This window comes from Anaerobacillus arseniciselenatis, assembly GCF_001865995.1.
Classification (GTDB): domain Bacteria; phylum Bacillota; class Bacilli; order Bacillales; family Anaerobacillaceae; genus Anaerobacillus; species Anaerobacillus arseniciselenatis.
This window is the reverse complement of sequence record NZ_MLQQ01000003.1, coordinates 23,108-43,000: the sequence shown is the minus strand read 5'-3', so window position 1 is coordinate 43,000 and position 19,893 is coordinate 23,108. Positions and strand designations below refer to the sequence as shown.

General features: G+C 37.2%; 15 protein-coding genes and 1 pseudogene. All 16 read right to left on the bottom strand.

Going from position 1 to position 19,893, the window contains the following annotated elements:
• Window position 1 precedes the first annotated feature (1 nt).
• The gene (locus BKP35_RS05570) at window positions 2-1,273 is read right to left on the bottom strand and encodes an extracellular solute-binding protein (RefSeq protein ID WP_071312429.1); all 1,272 of its coding nucleotides are present in this window, start codon (window positions 1,271-1,273) and stop codon (window positions 2-4) included.
• A 14-nt stretch (window positions 1,274-1,287) separates the two neighbouring features.
• Window positions 1,288-2,820, bottom strand: coding sequence for a response regulator transcription factor (locus tag BKP35_RS05565; RefSeq protein WP_071312428.1), 1,533 nt, complete (start codon window positions 2,818-2,820; stop codon window positions 1,288-1,290).
• On the bottom strand, window positions 2,813-4,609 hold the full coding sequence (locus BKP35_RS05560) for a cache domain-containing sensor histidine kinase (protein ID WP_071312427.1): 1,797 nt from the start codon (window positions 4,607-4,609) through the stop codon (window positions 2,813-2,815). The genes BKP35_RS05565 and BKP35_RS05560 overlap by 8 nt, the downstream gene beginning before the upstream one ends.
• 82 nt (window positions 4,610-4,691) lie before the next feature.
• A complete protein-coding gene (locus tag BKP35_RS05555; RefSeq protein WP_071312426.1) occupies window positions 4,692-6,473 on the bottom strand; it encodes a glycoside hydrolase family 66 protein in 1,782 nt (593 codons plus the stop codon).
• 49 nt (window positions 6,474-6,522) lie between these two features.
• Complete coding sequence (locus BKP35_RS05550) at window positions 6,523-7,362, bottom strand: carbohydrate ABC transporter permease (RefSeq protein ID WP_245741877.1); 840 nt, start codon at window positions 7,360-7,362, stop codon at window positions 6,523-6,525.
• 22 nt (window positions 7,363-7,384) lie between these two features.
• Complete coding sequence (locus BKP35_RS05545; RefSeq protein WP_071312425.1) at window positions 7,385-8,356, bottom strand: carbohydrate ABC transporter permease; 972 nt, start codon at window positions 8,354-8,356, stop codon at window positions 7,385-7,387.
• A 198-nt stretch (window positions 8,357-8,554) separates the two neighbouring features.
• Entirely contained in the window at window positions 8,555-9,868 is a 1,314-nt protein-coding gene (locus BKP35_RS05540) for an extracellular solute-binding protein (protein WP_071312424.1), read from the bottom strand.
• A gap of 251 nt (window positions 9,869-10,119) precedes the next feature.
• Complete coding sequence (locus tag BKP35_RS05535) at window positions 10,120-10,569, bottom strand: CBM35 domain-containing protein (RefSeq protein ID WP_084031482.1); 450 nt, start codon at window positions 10,567-10,569, stop codon at window positions 10,120-10,122.
• A 27-nt stretch (window positions 10,570-10,596) separates the two neighbouring features.
• Window positions 10,597-11,397, bottom strand: a complete 801-nt coding sequence (gene srtB, locus BKP35_RS05530) for a class B sortase (RefSeq protein ID WP_071312422.1) — start codon at window positions 11,395-11,397, stop codon at window positions 10,597-10,599.
• Window positions 11,398-11,485: 88 nt separating this feature from the next.
• Complete coding sequence (locus BKP35_RS05525) at window positions 11,486-12,106, bottom strand: CBM35 domain-containing protein (RefSeq protein WP_071312421.1); 621 nt, start codon at window positions 12,104-12,106, stop codon at window positions 11,486-11,488.
• A gap of 993 nt (window positions 12,107-13,099) precedes the next feature.
• Window positions 13,100-14,539 carry a PTS transporter subunit EIIC gene (locus tag BKP35_RS05520; protein WP_245741875.1) on the bottom strand — a complete coding sequence of 480 codons (1,440 nt, stop codon included), beginning with the start codon at window positions 14,537-14,539 and terminating at the stop codon, window positions 13,100-13,102.
• Window positions 14,529-16,232 (bottom strand): glycoside hydrolase family 13 protein, encoded by a 1,704-nt coding sequence (locus BKP35_RS05515; protein WP_071312420.1) that lies wholly within the window; start codon window positions 16,230-16,232, stop codon window positions 14,529-14,531. Before BKP35_RS05515 ends, BKP35_RS05520 begins: the two co-directional genes overlap by 11 nt.
• Window positions 16,233-16,658: 426 nt before the next feature.
• Window positions 16,659-17,651 carry a LacI family DNA-binding transcriptional regulator gene (locus BKP35_RS05510; RefSeq protein ID WP_071312419.1) on the bottom strand — a complete coding sequence of 331 codons (993 nt, stop codon included), beginning with the start codon at window positions 17,649-17,651 and terminating at the stop codon, window positions 16,659-16,661.
• Window positions 17,652-17,832: 181 nt separating this feature from the next.
• The gene (locus tag BKP35_RS20190) at window positions 17,833-18,057 is read right to left on the bottom strand and encodes a cyclomaltodextrinase C-terminal domain-containing protein (protein ID WP_337959633.1); all 225 of its coding nucleotides are present in this window, start codon (window positions 18,055-18,057) and stop codon (window positions 17,833-17,835) included.
• Window positions 18,058-18,090: 33 nt separating this feature from the next.
• Window positions 18,091-18,540: pseudogene (locus BKP35_RS05505) on the bottom strand (IS66 family transposase); the annotation flags it as partial.
• A 313-nt stretch (window positions 18,541-18,853) separates the two neighbouring features.
• The gene (locus BKP35_RS05500; protein WP_071312418.1) at window positions 18,854-19,819 is read right to left on the bottom strand and encodes a DUF3800 domain-containing protein; all 966 of its coding nucleotides are present in this window, start codon (window positions 19,817-19,819) and stop codon (window positions 18,854-18,856) included.
• Window positions 19,820-19,893 lie beyond the last annotated feature (74 nt).

Genomic DNA, 19,893 nt, shown 5'->3' with positions numbered 1-19,893 from the left:
TTTATTTCCCCTCTTTCTCAATTAATAATTCATCTATTTTCACCGCTGCTTCTTTTAGCCCTTCCTCAACACTCATTGTTTCGGAAAAAATAAGCCGAAAATAATAAATATAAACTTCTTCTATTTTTGGCCACTGTGCAACAGGAGGCCTTACGACAACCTCTTCCAAACTTTCCACATACGTTTTAAAATAAGGCTTATCTCCATAGATACTGGATAAATCCACATTTTTATTGGACGGAATTAATCCCGTTTCTGCCAAATATGTTTGTGGACGTATTTCCGTCATCCACTTCACAAAGGTCCAAGCTGCCTCAGGATGCTTGCTCCCTTTGGAAATCACTAAATTTTCACCGCCTAATATGGCCCTTTTTCCGCCACTTATGGGAAAAGGTGCGACAACGGTTCGCTCATTTATGTGTTCAATATAGTCATCGGAATGGACACTATAAAACCACGGTCCATCATCAATCATGAAATAGGCTCCGTCCACTACCCCTTGCCACGTATTGGCATTTCCCCTTAATATATGGGGAGCAAAATGCCCCTTTTTATGAAGTTCCAGTAGTTTTTTTACCGCGTTGATACTTTCTTCGCTATCCAAGTACCCTTGGGCATGCGTATAGCTTGGATCCATCAACATACCGCCCAGCCCATAAAAATAATGCAACGTTTCCCAGGGGCTAACATCCTGCACCGCAATGGTAAGCTGCTGTTTTTCAATTACGTCCATCAATTCCTTCATCGTTTCCGGTGGTCTATCGTAACCTGACCTTTTAAGCAACTCTCGATTATAAATTGCTGCCTTTGTATTCGTATTTAAAGGAATACCATAATAATTTCCATTATAATAGCTCACCTCTAAAGGAGCTTCATATAGTCTTTCTTTTACCTCTTCAAAATCACCAAACTGACTGACAGGATATAATAACTGAAGCTTGGCAAGGGTAGGTACCCAGGCAATATCCATACGGACAACATCAGGAGGTTTGTTCATCGATGCACGACCAATAATAGTAGACTTGAGCTGTGCATTGTAAGATTGTCGTACAGACCTAATCCTAATGTTAGGATAATCTTGTTCAAATAAAGGAATAATGATGTTTTCAAAAACATAGGTTTCCTGTTCACTATACGTGTGCCATACTTCCAATTCTTCCTTTTCAGAAATACCGTTATCGGTCGCAGGTTGTCCTTCGATAATAGATTGGTTACCGCATCCCACCAACGTCATGCCAGCAATCAGTAAACATAATTGTATTATTGTTCGCAATCGCCCCCCCCCTTTCAGTTTTGATGCTTTGACCGATAACTCCCAGGAGTATGACCAGTCATTTTTTTGAAAAGCTTACTAAAATATTTCACATCATTAAATCCAGAATTTTTCGCCACTTCATAGACTTTTTGTGATGTATCCCTTAAAAGCTCTGATGCCTTTTTAATCCGTAACTCAATTACATAGTCGATAAACTTTTGATCACATTGCCTCCTAAATAAGATACTGAAATAATTTCGGCTAATATGAATGTGATCGGCCACCATTTTCAAGGTTAACTCTTCCGTATAATGTTGGTGAATATAGTCGAAGGCATTATCCATCAATTCATTATCAGCATTTGCCCTTAATGGTTCCTCGGTAATGAGGAGATTGCATTCTTTTATTTGCTCCAACAGTAAAGTAGTGAGCTCGTCGAGTAATTCCGTCCCCTTGATTTCGGCACATTTATCTAAGAGCAAAACATGATCGAGCTTTTTAGCAAATAAATTAGTCAGGATACTGCAAGCTTCCTCCTTTATCTCGGAAGGCTCCATGATTTCTTGCTTCCATAGTTTGTACCGATCTTCCACAAACTCGTTGATCTTCTTTTCATCATAAGGTAAAAGAAACTGCTTTAATTGTTCAAAATTTAAGGTTACTAATTGCTTTTCCTTTGGTTGATAGTCAAATATCGATTTTTCTGGGTAAAAGAAGCGCCTCTCACATGCAGAAAAACTTCGTTGGAATCCTTTATTTAGTTCATTCAAACGATAAATCATATCATAACCAAAGGAAAAACTCATATCTTTACCGTCAATCATATCTTGGTACAGCTGCTGAATGGCACGTACAGGGTTACTCACATCATTTAACAGGAAAAGAACATCACTTTCCCCAATTAAGATACAAATGCCGTTCTCACGATTCGTATAAAAGGCCTCTTGAATTTCTTCTAATATCAAGCTTTTATATAGAAAGCCATACTGTGCCTCCAATTTCTCTACGTGATTCATTTTCATATAAATGAACAGAAAAGGCCCAGGCAAGAAATCGGTGATACTGATATGTTGCACATGCTCTTCCCCAAGAAGAAGGAATCGCTTAACATCCTGCTCTAGCTTTTTTCTTTCCTTTAAATGAGTAGATTTGTTCACAATATCGAGCTTTTCTTCGATCTTTTCTTCTTCCTTTACTTTGGAGACACACTTGCGGATGACATGGATAAACTCCTCCGGTTCTAACGTGTGCTTTAACACATAGTCTACCGCCCCATGGACTAACCCCTCTTTGACATACTCAAAATCATTGTAGCTGCTGACTAAAATAACCTTTAGCTTCGGAAAACGTTTAATTGCCTTTTTCATTAACGTCAAGCCATCCATGACAGGCATTTTAATATCCGTTATTAAAATATCCACATGGTTGTCTTCCATCGCTGTCCATGCTTCTTCCCCATTGGAATAATCCCCGATAAGAGATAAGCCTTCTTGTTCCCAATTAACAGAAGCTTTTAACCCAAATCGGATGACTGGCTCATCATCTACGATGATAATGTTATACATCTTCCCCACCTCTATCTTCCGATTTCAATGTCAGCCTCACCTTTGTTCCATTTGCCGTGCTTGTTATATCCACCTTCGAATCGGCCGAGTAATAGAGATTGACTGAATCGAAGACATGAAGCAAACCGATCCCCACAAATCCCTTGTGTGTGTCCTTTGCATGTTCAATTTCTGCTAATATTTCTTGATCCATAACTTTTCCATCATTGCGAACTTCTAACTCTATTCCGTCAGCAATTTTGCGTCCATCAATATAAATGGACCCTTCTTTCCCAGTAGGAACAATCCCATGAAAAATAGCATTCTCCACAATTGGCTGTAAGAGCATTTGCGGAATTTTCACTTCATTCACTCCAGGCTCTATGTCCAGATGTAAGTGAAAGGTTTGTTCATAACGAATTTGTAGAATCTCAATGAATTTTTCAATGATATCAAGCTCTTCATTCACGGTTATAAAGGTACCCTTTTTCCCCATATTTGCTTCAAGGAGCCTAGTCAGGGCGGACAGAGCAAGATTAGCACGCTGGAACTGTTCCAAGTTCATCAGCCATTTAATTGTACTTAACGTATTAAATAAAAAGTGAGGATTGATGCGATGTCTCACGGCACGAAGCTCAGCTTCTTTCTTGTTCGTTTGCTCGATCTTTACTTGTTGGATCAAGTCTTTGAGACGTTCGATCATTGTGTTAAACTGTTTACTCATTACCCCGATTTCATCCGTTGTTTGTACCTTCGTTTTCACGTTGAAATCGCCTTTTTCTACCTGCTTCATTTGAGTCGTGAGAACTTTAATTGGTTCCGTTACTCTATTTGCAGAGAGATATCCAACGATAATGGCAAGGAGCATAAACAATAAGGACATAGCGATAGTAATGGATTGAATCTTATTTAATTCACCTGTAATTTCATGGATCGGTACGACTCCTACTAACGTCCACCCGTTCGATAGGGGTTGCTTTACACCATAATGTGGTTTCCCTTCAGAAATAAATTCAAACTCTATCTCTTCTCCGGTCAAAATATAGTCTTTTAACTCTTCATTTGGAACAAGTTGATGAAGATTATCCATTTCCCCATCGATCATAATTATCCCCGTTTGATCCACAACAAAAAAACGGCCTGTCTCCCCTAGTTTTATTTGACTAATTCTTTCAAGTATCTTTTGTCCGTCAAGATATACTTGAATATAGGCAATATTCGTTAACGTATCAAAATCTTTCATTGTACGACTGATAGGCAAAATGAATTCCGTGTTCACATTCCCTGCACCACTGAATTTATCATATTGTAGTCCTTGCCAAGTGACCTCGCCATCTGCTTTGATGGATTCCTCTACCCAATCTAGTTCCTGTAAGTTGTATTGGGATAATTTATACTCAGAGAAAGTCCCGCTTCCCCAGCTTTTACCCTGGTCCCTAATGACATAGATCATTCGAATGAAGGAGCTAGAGTAAATATTGGAGTTTAAATAAGAGGACATGTACTCGTTATTTTCTTCGTACTTTATATAGGAAAGGTTTCCCTGTAAATCTTGTTTCACAATATCTTGCAACATTCTATTACTATAAATAAGATCAGACATATCACTACCTGTTAAAAAGATATGTGAAAGGGAATCGGCTGCTTGACGAGCAATTTGCAGCGTGGATTCCCTTACATTTTCTTTAACGATACTAGATGATGAAACATAATAGAAAATACTGTTTAGTACATTTGGGATCAAACTAACAAGCAAAATGACGATGACAACTTTCGTTGCAAAATGACTAGTTTTTCTGTTGTTGCCCATCGTTTGACCCCCTTTATTGCTGTATTTCTAAAGTCTATTAAACATCATAGCTATATCACAATATGAACACAAGCACGGTCAGCTATTTGTATTCGATAACCACCATATCCCAATATTTCAATGAAGGAAGGGTGAAGGTAAGCTCACCATTCTCTTGACTAAAGTCTAACTCAAAGGAAGCACCTTTATTAACATCGGGAGAGGCAAACCATACTTTTTCCACCTCATTGTCCACTTCAACAGCAAAGCTGATGTCCTCAAAGCGTTGAGGCTCTGGCTGCGTTCCATCCGTGTCTCTCCATTCGAGGGAAGTTACATCCACAAAGTTTAGGAAATGGAGAATGTCCTTATTATCTTTTTGTTTCGTAAAGTTCCAGACAGTTCCCATCTCCGCATCATGACTGATAGCAAGGTCATTGGAAGTAACCTTCCTTTCCACATCCACTACACGGTCACGGAGAAGATTTTGATAGGCTACAGAAAAATCATAATAGTTTATCATCTCTTCTTGTAATTCGTCGGTAATTTCTAATCGCTTATGTGGGAAGTACTCTTTCGACAACATATTTTCCCCAAGGGATATGTTATGACCTCCGACGGCAAAGATCACCGCATCTCTAAATAAAACACCTGGAGTATTAAAGTTCCCTAAGGAGTCAGAAAGATCAAAGTTGATATATGCAGCAAAGATCGTAGCAAGCTCTCCATCTGTCAGCTCCCAGTTATAATCAACTACTTCCTTCAAATCCTCATATAATGGTTCATCCCAAGATTCCACATACAAAAAGTCTACAGGAGACTTGGCAATCTCCTCTTGACCATACATGGATACTGCGTTTAATACTAACCTTACATCCAATTCTTCCTTTGTTTTTTCCAAAATAGAGCGATACCCTCGTGGCATATCAACTAGTTCCCCATCAAATGTGTACCACGGTGAACGATCTCCAAGCTGGTCCACATGCCAACCATCAAAGTTTAAGTTTTCAAAAACATCACGCTGACGTTCAATCATTAAGTTTTGCCAATCTTCATTACCTGGATCAAATAAATGAATATCGTATTTCCAGGCTGGTGGAACAGGGTGAATATCTTGATTCTGAGCGAATTGATCTTTAAAGATTCCCCACTCCTTTTTTACACCGTAATTTTCAAAATGTTCGCTTGCACCAAACAATAGGTTATAGTTCATGGCCATCATATTTCTTTCGTGGGCTAAATCAATATACCGCTCCACTGTTTCAAGATATACTTCACGGTTAGCCAGATCATACCACATCGTTTTTACATCGCCATTTTCATCAAAAGGAACGGGCTGCTCATGAACATCGTGCCAATCATAAAATTGAAGGCCGTTTATGTGAAAACGATTTAGGTTCGCAATCACGTCCTGTTGATGACTTTCCTCCATTCCGTAAAAATCGGCTAAATAACCGTATCTAGGGAACTTCGCCCAATCAGATGATACATCTACCGCTATTGTATCATAGTCAATGACATCCCCTGAGCTTACTAAATAAATCTCTGCCATATACCCTGTGAAGTCATCTCCTCCAGGTGTCCATTCCCAAGTAATACTCTTGCCATCCACTTTCACTTCCTGCTCAGCGACGATTTCATTTAAATGTTTATAGCGGACGACTAATTCCCCACGCTTCACTTCCTCTTGTAAAGAAAGCTCAAATTTCACTGTATCACCAGGTTCATATCTTGCTAAGTCCTTCGTAACAAGTTCAATCCACTTTCCAGCTTCCATTGTTTCCGCCTCTACCGACAACACCATATCTTTAGAAGAATTGGAGCAACCTGCAAGAAGGACGAAAAAAATTAACAAACTAACAAATAAAACGACGTTTTTTTTCACTGGTAAATCCCCCTTCATTCTTATTCGTTCAATGTGTAATTACCTGTTATCAACCCTTTAAGGCACCATCTGTTTGTCCACCTTGGACAAATTTCTTTTGGAAAATAATATAAAGGATGATTACTGGGAGAATCGCGATCAAGGAAGCCGCAAATACTAACGACCAGTTACTGGCGTATTGGCCTTGGAACATCATCAATCCGATTGGTAATGTTCGCAATGACTCCTCTTTAATAATCGATAATGCTACAAAGTATTCATCCCACGTTCCTGAAAAAGCAAATATCGCCATTGTACCAAGGGCAGGTTTCGAAAGAGGCAGATATATATTCCAATAAATTCGCCAGTTTCCTCCCCCATCGATGATAATGGACTCTTCTAAATCCTTAGGAATCGTTTCAAAGAATCCCCGTAAGAAAAAAGTCGTTCCAACAACCCCGCCACCAATATAAATTAGCCAAAGACCTAAATACGTATTAACAAGACCCAAGCTATTAATCACCGTAAATTGCGGCACAATCGCTAATACTAGTGGAATCATCAACGTGAATAAGAATATTCGAAACAATAATTCCTTAAATGGAAACTCAAATCTCGCGAACGCATATGCCGAAAGGGAGCCAATAAAGAGACTTCCAAACATAGCCACTCCAGCTACGAGCATACTGTTCATGAAGTAACGGGCAAAATTATGGTTATTCCAAACCTCTTTATAGTTGTCTAGGCTCGGTTTTGCCGATAATACTTCATGTGGTCTTGGGAGCGTATAGGCTCCTTGTAAAAAACTAGTTAAAATCATATAAATAAACGGAAAGATAAACAAAATGACGCCAATTAGCAACATGCTGTATACGACAAACTTCCAGAAAAAATGTACCCTCTGCTGCAACGGTATCCCTCCTTGTCATAGTTTAATAGTAATTTTGCTTTCCTATTTTTTTCTGCTGCGTCCATGTAACTAGGAAAATAGCGATACCCATCATTACCCCAAGGGCAGAAGAATAACCAAAATTCATATGTTGGAACGCTTCCGTATAAATCATTGTTTGGATTACTTCTGTTTGATTCATTGGTCCCCCACCAGTTAGAAAGTAAACTTGAGGGAAAATGTTGAAAGCCCCCATAATGAGGTGAATAATAACAAAAATTGTGATGGGAACAACCATTGGTATAGTGATAAATCTAAAACTATCGATAGCAGATGCCCCGTCAATTTCCGCTGCTTCATAAAGATTCTTTGGTATCCCTTGTAAAGCTGCTAAATAAACGATGACTGCCCAACCAACTGTCTTCCATATATGGAAAAGCCATATTACCACTAAAGCTGTCCATTGATTTTGAAACCAACCAATGGGTTCATTGAAAATACCAAGCTTCGTATAGAATAAGTAGTTAATAAACCCATACTCACCAGAAGCAAACAAATATTGGAATAAAAATGCAATAACGATCCAAGAGGTAATAATTGGAAGATAATATAATGTCCGAAACGTTATTTTAAACTTTACAAATGTTAAATTGATTAATGAGGCAAAAAATATCCCCAAAAACCAGACAATCGGTACAGTAACGACGATGGCTAAAACCGTATTTCGAACCGCATAAGAAAATTTCCGATCCTCAAATGCCCTTAAATAATTGTCAAAGCCTACCCATGGATTTTCAGCACCTGGAAAAGGACTGTAATCCTGAAAGCTCATAACAACCCCCTTAAATAGCGGGTATATAACAAAGACACCAGTTCCAATTAAGCCTAATATTAGGAAAGGCAAGACTTCTTTCCATTGGTTTAAACCTTTTTTAAAGTTTTTTCTTTTTTGTTCTTTAGTCGGTTTATTTGGCATTAAAGAGGTAGTTGGTGCTTCTTCCTTTAACTGTGGCATGTATAACACCTCTTTTTCAGAAAAATTAAGGAAAAAGAACACTTCAACAAGACCTTATTTATGAAGTGTTCTTTTGAAAATTGAATTTTTCACACTCCACGGTGCGATTATCTTTACATTGAGGCTCTTGTCACTCACACCGTTCACTAATCAATAGATTCCTAATCAACAATGAGGTTATAAGTGCCAATGCTATTTTTATTTGCTTAAATATTCATCAGCCTTTGCTGCGGCATCATCCAATGCTTCGCGGAGATCCATTTCACCTCTGAATACCATTTCAATATTCAATGAAAGGTGCTCCTCAATTTCTGACCATTTTGGAGTTGGAGTTCGAGGTAACGCCGTTTGTAATTGTTCCACATAGTAAGGGACATAAGGTATTTGTAAAAATTCAGCGTCTTGTGCTGCTTCCATGTTCGTTGGAATTAGACCAGTTCCCTTAGCCATAATCGCTTGTGGTTCTTCCGACGTCATCCATTTTAAGAACTCCCAAGCTCCTTCTTTGTTCTTTGCACTTTGGAATATGGAAATATTTTCACCACCAATTGGGGAAATACTTCCAGCAGGACCTTCAGGGATAAGACCGAAAACTGTATAATCTAGCGGGTCTGGTCTCGCTTGGTCTGAACCTAGAATGGAGAAGTACCATGGACCATCGTTAATCATCATATAGTGGTCTCTTTCAATCCCTTCCCAAAAACCAGGTTGTCCGTTTAAAATAGTTGGAGTAACTAGTCCTTCTTCATGCCAACTTAAAATTGTTTCTAAAGCGTTTACACTTGCTTCACTATTTAAATATCCTTCATACTGAGTGAAATCGTCATTTGTCAATGTACCACCTAAACTCCAGAAATATGGCAACCATTCCCAAGTTTGTCCAAGTCCCAAAATACCAATACCACCCATTGAACCTGCAGCTACAGAAGCACGTGCTGCCTCTTCTAACTCTTCCATTGTGGCAGGGGGCTCAGTGAAACCTGCTTCATTTAATAGTTTTTCATTATATACAGCAATTTTAGTATTGGTGTTTAACGGCAATCCATAATAACCGCCATCATAAAAATTTGTAGACATTGGTGCTTCAAATAACTGTTCCTTTACTTCTTCGAAACCATCTAACGTACTTACATCCACTAATGCACCCATTTCAGCAAATTCAGCTGTCCAAACAATATCCATTCTCATAAGATCCGGTGTTGCACTACCAGCGACAGCTGTAATAACCTGTTGTTTTAATCCTTCAAACGGCATTCTTGTAAGTTTAAGCTCGTATTGAGGGAACTCCTCTTCAAACAAAGGTTTAATTTCGTTATAAAGTACTCTTTCTTCTTGCTCCCCATAAGTGTGCCAGTAATCAATGACGGTTCTTTCTACTACTTCTCCATTTCCATCCACTTGATTATCCCCATTTGTGGAACTGCTCGCTTCTTCCTTTGATGAACATGCAACGCTTACAAAAATAAGCAGCATAGAGACAAGCAGAAGTAAAATTTGCTTTTGTTTTTTCATTCTGTGTTCCTCCTCAGTAAGTTATTTCTCCTTTATTATGTTTGATATAGCAATTTGTCGAAACTCATTACGTTACGAAAAAGGTGTCTTTTGTTACTTATTGAAAGCGTTGTATTCTCCGAAGTTCGGCAATGGTGTTTAATGTTATTTTCCAAGATTAATAAATAACACCTCTCCCTGGTTTACCAAAATAAAAAAAGTTTAATAGACTAGTAATGTCCATTAAACTGGGAAATTCTTGACCAAAACAACTATTCTATTAAATCGTTGCCTGCCATTCTTTTTCTCACCAAAAATGTAGCAGCAAAGCCACCAAGGAACATTAAAGCTAACAAGGCATATAGTAATATCCCATTATCATACGTCTTAGGATTTTCTACAAATTCGTCGAGCCCTTCCTCTCCAACTTCACCTAAAACCTCAATATAGTCTATTTGAACAAACCCTTCTTGAGCGGTGAACAGTAAAGAATTATCCCCTTCTTGAAGATCAACGGCAATTAGCTTCGTATTAAAAATGGCCCAATCAGCAGTTGGCGGAGTTGTTAGCACCGTTTCCTCACCATTGATAAGCAAGGCAACTGACGCGTTATCCATTGGTGTTGCATAGGAAATCTTTAATGCATAAGTGCCATCAGCTGGAGCATATACATTTTGGAATTCCACATAGTCGTATTCCCGGTGTTTTTTAACCGCTTTCATAATCTTTTGTTAGCATCGACTACTAAATTAATTATCTACCCGTTTAGCCATCACGACTAAACGGGCATCATCGAAATCACTAGCGCAAGTGGACAACGTTAATATATGATCATCATTAGTAATTTCCAGTTCCGTTGAATACAGCACTTTCTCTTCCACTGTTTGGATAAACTGTTGAAAGGCATTTTCGTCAGGAAAATTTGGTCTTATATAGTTAAAGGATGTGTCCGACAAAAACACTGCAAATATTTCCCACTCCATTTCCTCATATAAGGAATCAAAGGTAATGACGTTGATTTCTTCGAAAAAGCTTTCATTTCGGTACTTCTTCAACTCACCGAACATGGAGCCATCCATCATATTGTGACCGTAGATGATGGTATTTTGATCTAAGAAGTCAATTGAGTTCCGGAAATCCATAAACAATGCGCCTGATTTATTCTTTTCTTTATTAAACGTGTAATTTAGATAAAACTCATTATCATTACCCTGTACAACTGGGTAATCAACCACCGTATTGTCAATACGGATCCAGCCTACCGTATCCTCATTTTTTTCTAAGAGGGGGTGGAAACTAGCCATGACATTATTCTGAAGGTCTGTGTCTGTATTATCACCATGTTGCTCAGCTTGGGCTTGATCCTCCTCTTCCATGTCTGCGAAAGAATAGTACACATTTTGAAGGGAGTCGTATGCCGCCTGGCTCTTAGCCCTGTCTACAAAATAGGTAGTAATCATAAACCCAGAAAAGAGAAAGACTGCCGCAAACAAAACCATCCCGAGTTTTACCAAACTTGTTCTCTTCTGTCGTATTGATTCCGTTTTCAACCTGTTTCCCTCCTCCCTAAACATTGCTCCGAAACTTTTTAAAAAAATTGGCGACATAAATGCCGCCAATTTCCAGTTAGAAATAAAATTATGCTTGATTTGCAACTTTCTTTTTAGTAATTACTAATGTACCAAATCCAACAAGAGCAAGAGCTGCAATTACATAGTAGATTGCGACTCCCGCATCACCAGTCTCTGGGTTTACGGCTGCTCCTTCATTTTCTTCACTTGCCTCTTCATCAACAGCTGTTTCTCCATTACCAAAAACTTTAATGTAATCAAGTTGAACATACTCTGTGTTTTGCTTAAATACTACAGAGTTCTCACCTTCTTCAAGGTCAAGGTCGAAAGTAATGGTTTGGAAACCACCATCAGCCCAATCTCCAGTAGATGGTGTTGGTACAACAGTAGCGCTTCCTCCATTAACATGCACTGCCACAGAGGCGTTGTCCATTGGAGTAGCATACGATAGCTCCACTTCATAAGTTCCAGTCTCAGAAACCGTTACTGTAAACTCCACCCAATCAGAACTAGGGTTATCATATCCACCTACAAAACCAACTCCATCCTCATTCTCATTAGCCCACGTTGCCCCTACTAAATTAGCGTCTTCCGCTTCATAAGTAGTGGAATCGGCAAAACCAACGCTAGCAAAGGATACTACTAATAACATGCATAATAAAACCGATAAAAGCTTCTTTTTCATCATGTAAACCCTCCCATTTTTTATTACATTTAGATCCTATTGAATTTTCCATTCAGACTGCTAGTTTTAGAATACCGCCATTAGTTTAAAGGTCTTTAAAGTAAGCGCATTCAACCTTCAGAAAAAAATATAATTCTGTAGCAAACAGTGGCATCGAAAAGACTTCAATAGATATCAAATGTTTTTGTTACAAATTCATTATGTATTCCGTATCAATTTATAGAAACCGTTTATGTTACGTTTAAGGTGTATTATGTTAACGGATCGCCTATGGAACCGGCTACCTATTAAAAATAGATATATATAACACCATGGAAGAATAGGAATCCGTGCTTCCATGCACTTTGAGCTCCTCTGAAATCTTTGAAATATGTCAATAAATCTATAATATTACTAGAAGATACATACAATAAGTAGGGGACCTCTTATGAGTTTCCCCCCTCATCAAACCGCACGTCAGACTGTCTAACAATGATTACTGATTACGGTCTAAAACGTGTGATTATGAACTTTTGCTTAAATACAAATAAACGTTGTTCATATTTAAATTTAATCCGGGTTCTTTCTGTAAAGATTTGTTGTGTTATATGATTTTCTTCTAGAATACCGTAATCAAATTTTTAGTATCGCTAGTGAACCTTCATATGACGCAAGAAATGAAAAAAGGCCTCTCATAAGTTCGCTGAACTCACGAGAAGCCTCCTTTATTTTTCATTATGTTAGCATTTTGTTTGATAAATTACTTAACACACCAGTAAAGAAACAAAAAATCTTAATCATCGCTTTTAATATGCATCCTTGTTTCTACACTCCACATGTGTTAAATGGTACTCGCAGATAGAAGGATATAGTGGGGTTACCTTTTTAATCAATTTTACAACTTGATTAAAAGTAACTCTTCTTCACGAAGAACTTCTTTTAATTAGAAAAATATGATAAAAATGAGTTGCGACGGCAACTCATTTTTATCATACAGATTCAACTGTTTATTAGTAATCATCCCACATTCCTAACTTTTACCTCTTCATCTTCGACCATAACTTCTTTTGGTACAGCAAATAAGTAAGTGATTACAAACGCAGCAACAAAAATGATCACGGATACAACAAGGTAAGCAAGAAGCTGACTCCAATCATAAATGTACATTAAAGGAGAAAGTACGACAGCTAAACCATATGAATTTGCTTGAACATTCAATAAAGAGAGAATGGCACCTCCAACGGCTGAACAAGCAATCATGACATAAAGCGGTTTCGTACTATACCTCATCACGACCCCAAACAAGGCTGGTTCACTAACCCCTAGCAACTGAGTTGCTGTTGCACTCGCTCCTGTAACCTTTACTGTACTTTTTTTCGCTTTTACTGTAATTCCTAAACATGTACCCGCATTCGCAAAGCCGTACATCGCACATAGAGTAATTAAAGGGTTAAAGCCAGTGTTAGCAAGCATAGTAGTTTCAATCATAATAAATAAATGGTGCATCCCTGTCATAACCGCTAACGGGTAAATAAAGCCAATCAATAATCCTCCAATACCAAGAGGAATATCTATAAGCTGGATTACAACTGCCACTAATCCCGCTTCTAAAAAATGTAATAATGGTCCTAAAATAAGTAAACCAGTAATCATCATAGATAGTAAAACAAAGAACGGAGTAAAAATTAAGTCTAAAGCATTGGGCATGACAGCGCGTAACTTCCTCTCAAGTTTCGCTCCAAAGAACCCTACAACTAAAGCTGTTAACACACTACCTTGATACCCAACAATTGGGATGAAACCAAAAGCAATAATAGGTTCTACCCCACTGTTGATGTCTGCTACTGCATATGCATTTGGCAGCGAAGGAGAAACTAGCATTAATCCAAGTACAAAACCAATGACCGGCATACCACCAAATTTTCTAAAAGCAGACCAACAGATTAAAGCTGGCAAGAAAGCAAATGCAGTATCTGTTAGAACAGATATTAGAGTTAAAAGATATTCAGGAATATCCTCAATACTCTTTCCAATTAACCCTAAGAACGCATCACTTGTCAAAACACCTTTTAGACCAAGGAATAAACCCGTTGCAGCAATAATTGGGATGATCGGAATAAAAATATCAGCTAACGTTCGTACAGCCCTCCTGATACCCTTTTCCTTATTAGAAGACGAGGACTCTTGCTCCTCCTCTTCATCTGGCCGACCTCCTCTTAAAGCTGAATAGACTTTATTGACAGTTCCAGTACCTAAAATGACCTGATATTGACCCGCATTATAAAATACACCCTTCACCTCATCAATTTTCTCAATGGCCTCATCATCAATCTTTTTCCGATCTTTAACAGAAAATCGTAGTCTTGTTGCACAATGAACATAGGATTCGATATTATCTTCGCCGATAATTTGTATCAGTTCTTTTCCTATACGTTCGTACTTATTTTCACTCATCATAACCAGCTTCTTTCTTTTGGAGTATTAGTGCTTGGTAAGATTTTAATGAACATAATTGTTCGAATAGGGACTCTTTCTCTTCTTTGTAATTGTTTAATAGAACATTATAATTGCTATGTTCAAATTCGACTTTTTGATCCTCAGACGAAAAGTTGAAATAGCAAACAACTTCTTCATTCCCAAGCTTCCGTTTATAGGCAACAACCGTCGGATGATCTTCTAAAATAGGTTCAATTTCTCCATAAATTAAACATTGATTTGCATCGCTCGACTGTCTAACTTTAATCATTTCTTTATAAAACTGCAAAATTGAATTCGGATCTTTCTCTTGTTGTTCCACATTGATCAATGCGTAATTCTCATTCATCCCTAACCAAGGCTTGACTTCTGAGAACCCACCATATTCCTTGTTACTCCAGTGAAATGGCGTTCTAGAATTGTCACGGCTTCGTAAATTAATAAAGTTAAGTGCTTCCTCTTCACTAAAGCCTTCTTTCATAGAACGATAATATTGGTCGATGCTAGAGATATCATCAAACTCTTCAATACTTTTACGTTCAAAGTTCGTCATGCCAATTTCTTGACCTTGATAGATAAATGGAGTCCCGCGAAGATAGAAAAACATTGCACCTAGCATAGACGCTGAATAGAAGTTTCGGTTCTCTTCTTCTTTTATATACTTGCTGATCGATCTGTTCTGATCATGATTTTCTAAAAAGTTCGCTCCCCAACCAGCTTTTTGGATTTCCTTTTGACTCGTAAAGATTAAATTCTTTAAATCTAAGACATTCCAATCAATTCTTCTAAACCACTCACTGCCTGAAGCAACATCAAGGTCTGCATATCTAAAATCAAAAATCATTGAGAAGTACCCATTGTCTCCGATGTAATCCCCATACTGCTCATAAGGTACTCCAGGAGCTTCGCCAATTGTTACACAGTTATATTTGGAGAATGTCTCGTCATTTAATTCATGTAAAAAGTCTTCAATCCCTGGCTGATTACGGGCCTTCTTTGTACATTTGACAAGCCCATCAAATCCATCAGCAGGAAGGTTATCATAGTTTTGATCTTTCTTAATAAACGTTATTGCATCTACCCTAAAGCCGGCAATGCCTTTATCAAGCCAGTAATTCACCATTTTATATAGCTCTTCTCTGACTTCTTTATTCTCCCAATTTAAATCAGGTTGCTTCACATCAAATGAATGGAAATAATACTCATCTGTATTTTGCAAAGGCTCCCATACGCTTCCACCAAAAACAGAGCGCCAGTTAGTAGGAAGTTGACCATTTTCTCCTGATTTCAAAATATAATAATCTCTATACTTACTTGTCTTTGGATTCTGAAGTAGATCTTGGAACCATGGATGTTCATCCGATGTATGATTGATAACAAGATCAAGAACAACCTTAATCCCTTTTTCTTTCGCCTTATCAATCAACTCATCCAAATCTTTCATTTCTCCAAACTCTGGATTTAATTGATAATAATCTGAGATATCGTAACCGTTATCAGCCATAGGTGATTTGTAAATTGGACAAATCCACACCATCGTAATTCCCAAAGACTGTAAATAATTTAGTTTTTGCGTAATCCCTTTAATATCCCCTATCCCATCATTATTTGAGTCATAAAAACTCTTCGGATAAATTTGATAAATTACTTCTTTTTGCCACCACTTCTTTTCCATGTTCTTCCCTCCATTAGCTAAGCTTCAGTAGTGGTATCGGTTCCATATTAGACGAAGTTATAAACCTGTTAATTAATCCAATCTACCAACCGGTTTATAAAAAAATGACAACCGCAACCACAAATATTAATATGGTATCGGTTCCATATGCAGATAAAAAAATTTATATAGTTTCGTCGATGATTAACTACACTATAAAAAAACTCCGTCTTGATTATCGAACCGATTTCTGATTTTTATTATACTTTTGACCATTAAACTCTGTCAACGCTTTCTTTTGAAATTACCACACTCAAAAATTATACACACCATACAAGCACTACTCTGTAATACACTTATATCAAGCTTTCCTTGTAAAAGAAAATTCAAAGTGAAACAATTAAAAAGCTTCACTTTGTTGTTCTTTATTTAGAATTAACTTACACATTATGTCGATTTTCGTACAATTAATTCTATTGGGAGCTCGTAATTTCTTATCTCCATTTCTGGATTCACCAGCAATTCAACCATTACTTCAATTGACCTTTCCCCCATTAGATCAACAGGTTGGCGAATGGTCGTTAGTTTTGGATCTAGTATTTCCGCAATCGGTTGATCATCAAATCCAATAACAGCTAGGCCATTAGGAATTAATAGACCATGCTCTTTTGCTTCAATGATAATCCCACCTGCCACTTCATCACTGCCGGTAAAAATAGCAGTTGGGCGGTCTTCCATCTCTAAAATTTGTCTTAGTACATGCTTACCGTCTTCAATCGTATGTTGATCGATGAAAATCCATTTTGGATTAATCTTAATTCCTGCCTCACTTAGTGCTTTTTGAAACCCCTGATTACGATCTTTCCCTTTCCCCTGCTCATCAAACAAGCCACCTGTACAGTACGCAATCTTTTGATGTCCACGTTCTATTAAATGATTCGCACCTAAATATGCACCTTTTGTTTGATCCAACCTGATCATAGGAGCTACCTCTTGATTAATATAATCATTACATAAAATAATCGGCCCATATTCGTTATACGATTCAATAATGTCCCAATCATTTTCAGTTGAAGTCATAATAATTCCATCAACTTGCTTTGTTTTTAATAAATTTAAAAAGGCTAATTCCTTTTCTTTATCTTCATAACTTTGTCCAATTAACATTTGATATCCCTTTTTGTACGCAGCTTGTTCAATAGAATTTACTAAATGAGCAAAAAATGGGTTCACAATTCTTGGTACAATCACACCTATCGTTGTAGTTAACTGCCCCCTTAGCCTTCTTGCGGAAGGGTTTGGTATGTAACCAAGCTCTTTCATCGCCTTTAGAACTCGCTCTCTCTTTTTGTCCGAAACGTACGGATGATTGTTTATCACACGCGAAACCGTAGTTTTTGATAATCCTGATAATTTTGCAACATCTGATATGGTAGCCACTTGTCGATCACTCCATTGTTCAAGAACATGAAATCATTTTCATATAATTATTTTACTTTAATATAGAAACATATTGCAATGGATAGCAGCTGCCATTACTCTACTTTTTCTATCAACGAGACGATACACATGTAAAACGAGTAGGATCCAACCTTTAATTCAATGATGAAATTTTTGTCTATTAATCCAGCTCATAAACCATACATTCATACGGTCGAACCGTAACATTTCCATTCAACAATAAAGTATCTTCATAGTTTCCAAGTACAATTTCCTTTAACCTTTCCCCGATATTCAACTGTACTTCTTTATTTGAGAAATTGGTGATCACCAGTAACCTTTGACCCTTAAAGCTGCGTGAATAGACATAAACATCTAAATGGTCAATAAATAGCTCCTCGTACATCCCATATTTTAATAGTTCACTATACGGTGAATCTAGATAAGTTAGATAAGCAAATGAGTTAAGTCCATTCTCCTTAGCTGTTTCCACAATACTATACGTAACGGCACTAGCCTTTGCGCCTCGCGGTGTATTTGCGAAAATCCAAGCCTTTCGGCCAATTACGAAAGGTTTAATCGAACGCTCACTTCTGTTATTATCTATCTCCAAACGACCGTCCTCTAAAAATACTACTAACTTATCCCATTGATTACGGCAGTATTTGATCGCTTTTCCTAATGCACTTTTCGGCAGAGTTTTTGGAGTTTGTTCTCGAAGCCATGCCGAAAAAGCGTCTAGAACTGGTTTGCTCTGTTCTAACCGTATCTGATATCTTTCTTCATAAGTTAAATCTTTAATATCTCTTTCAATTGCGAAAAGCTGGTTACAGAAGTTAAGCCCTTCATTCGCTTTAGTCCCTTCTGCTTTTGCAGGATCAGGTAAAGCACAAAAAACATGTATCTCCATGTCACGCAAGAAATGAAAAAAAGGCCTCTCATAAGTTCGCTGAACTCACGAGAAGCCTCCTTTATTTTTCACTATGTTAGCATTTTGTTAGCAAACAATAGGCAATCCCTTATATATCAAGGGTTTCAGCGGTCATTACATCATGCCGCCCCTAAGGTGAGAGTGTGTAATATCTTTAACTTGGTGTGCGTAGAGTGCCGTATATCAGGATTTTGTTAATTTCTTACTGTAACATCTTTAACGGGATTTTACTGTTTTTCACTGGATTGCGTTAGCAAAATGTTAGCATAAACTAAAATTCATTATAGTAATTTTGCATGATAAAGGTATTTCTTCCCTTGCCATTTAGTTGGTCAAGATATCCAAGTAACATCCTTAATTGATTATTCGTATATCCCAATTTTATCCGTAAATCTTTAGTACTTTCATTTGGTAATTTAATATTGGAAATCTTCGTCATTTCTCCAACATCATATTGTGTTTTAAAAACAATAAATTGAGACAAATATTCTGAAATATCCACCTCATGAATAATATCTTTTTTTCCATCCCATTTAAAGATATTGATTTGCTTCTGAAATAAATCTATATTATTGCCTTCGATTAAAAAGCGATAAATAAGATCACTTTTAATTATTGGTTTATCGTCTTCAATGTTCAGGTAAGACTTCTCCATTAAAAACACAACAATTCCCATAAATAAATCTACAATTTGAAGAGGGATTGATTTATGGGAGTCCTTATACCAGGCTTTATTAACATAATATTTCATTCCTCGATAAATTGCATGTGCATTCATTTGCTGTTTTAGCTTTGAATATACTCTCATCTTTCCGTATTCAGGGCTGTGGTCAACAACAATTTCAACCGTTCTATAATCATCTGAAAGACCTCTAGTCAAACCGTAAAAAAGTCTTTCGGGAATTTTGACGTAAAACAAATTACGTAATTCTGTAACTGAAATATCAGCCCTTTTAGCATAGTTTAATGCTATATCATTATCTACAACAAAAATGTTGATTTGAAAGTTTGTTTTGAGGAAATGATGTAAACAATATAAGTATGGAGCAATATCCTTATCATTGTTGTATTCAGTGAAATGATATTCACTTTTCTTACCAGTCAACCTTAATATTTGTTGGATATCTCCTACTATTTTTTCACACTTATTTTGTTCTGCACCATACGCGCCATAATAAGAGTATTTTTTCTCTGCATCTAATTTATTTGACTCATCGAAAAAGATAGAGTATTTCAAAAGTCGTCACCCTCTTGACTATAAGTGAATATTGCATTATAATTTACATATATTATATCATGTATTACTTCCAG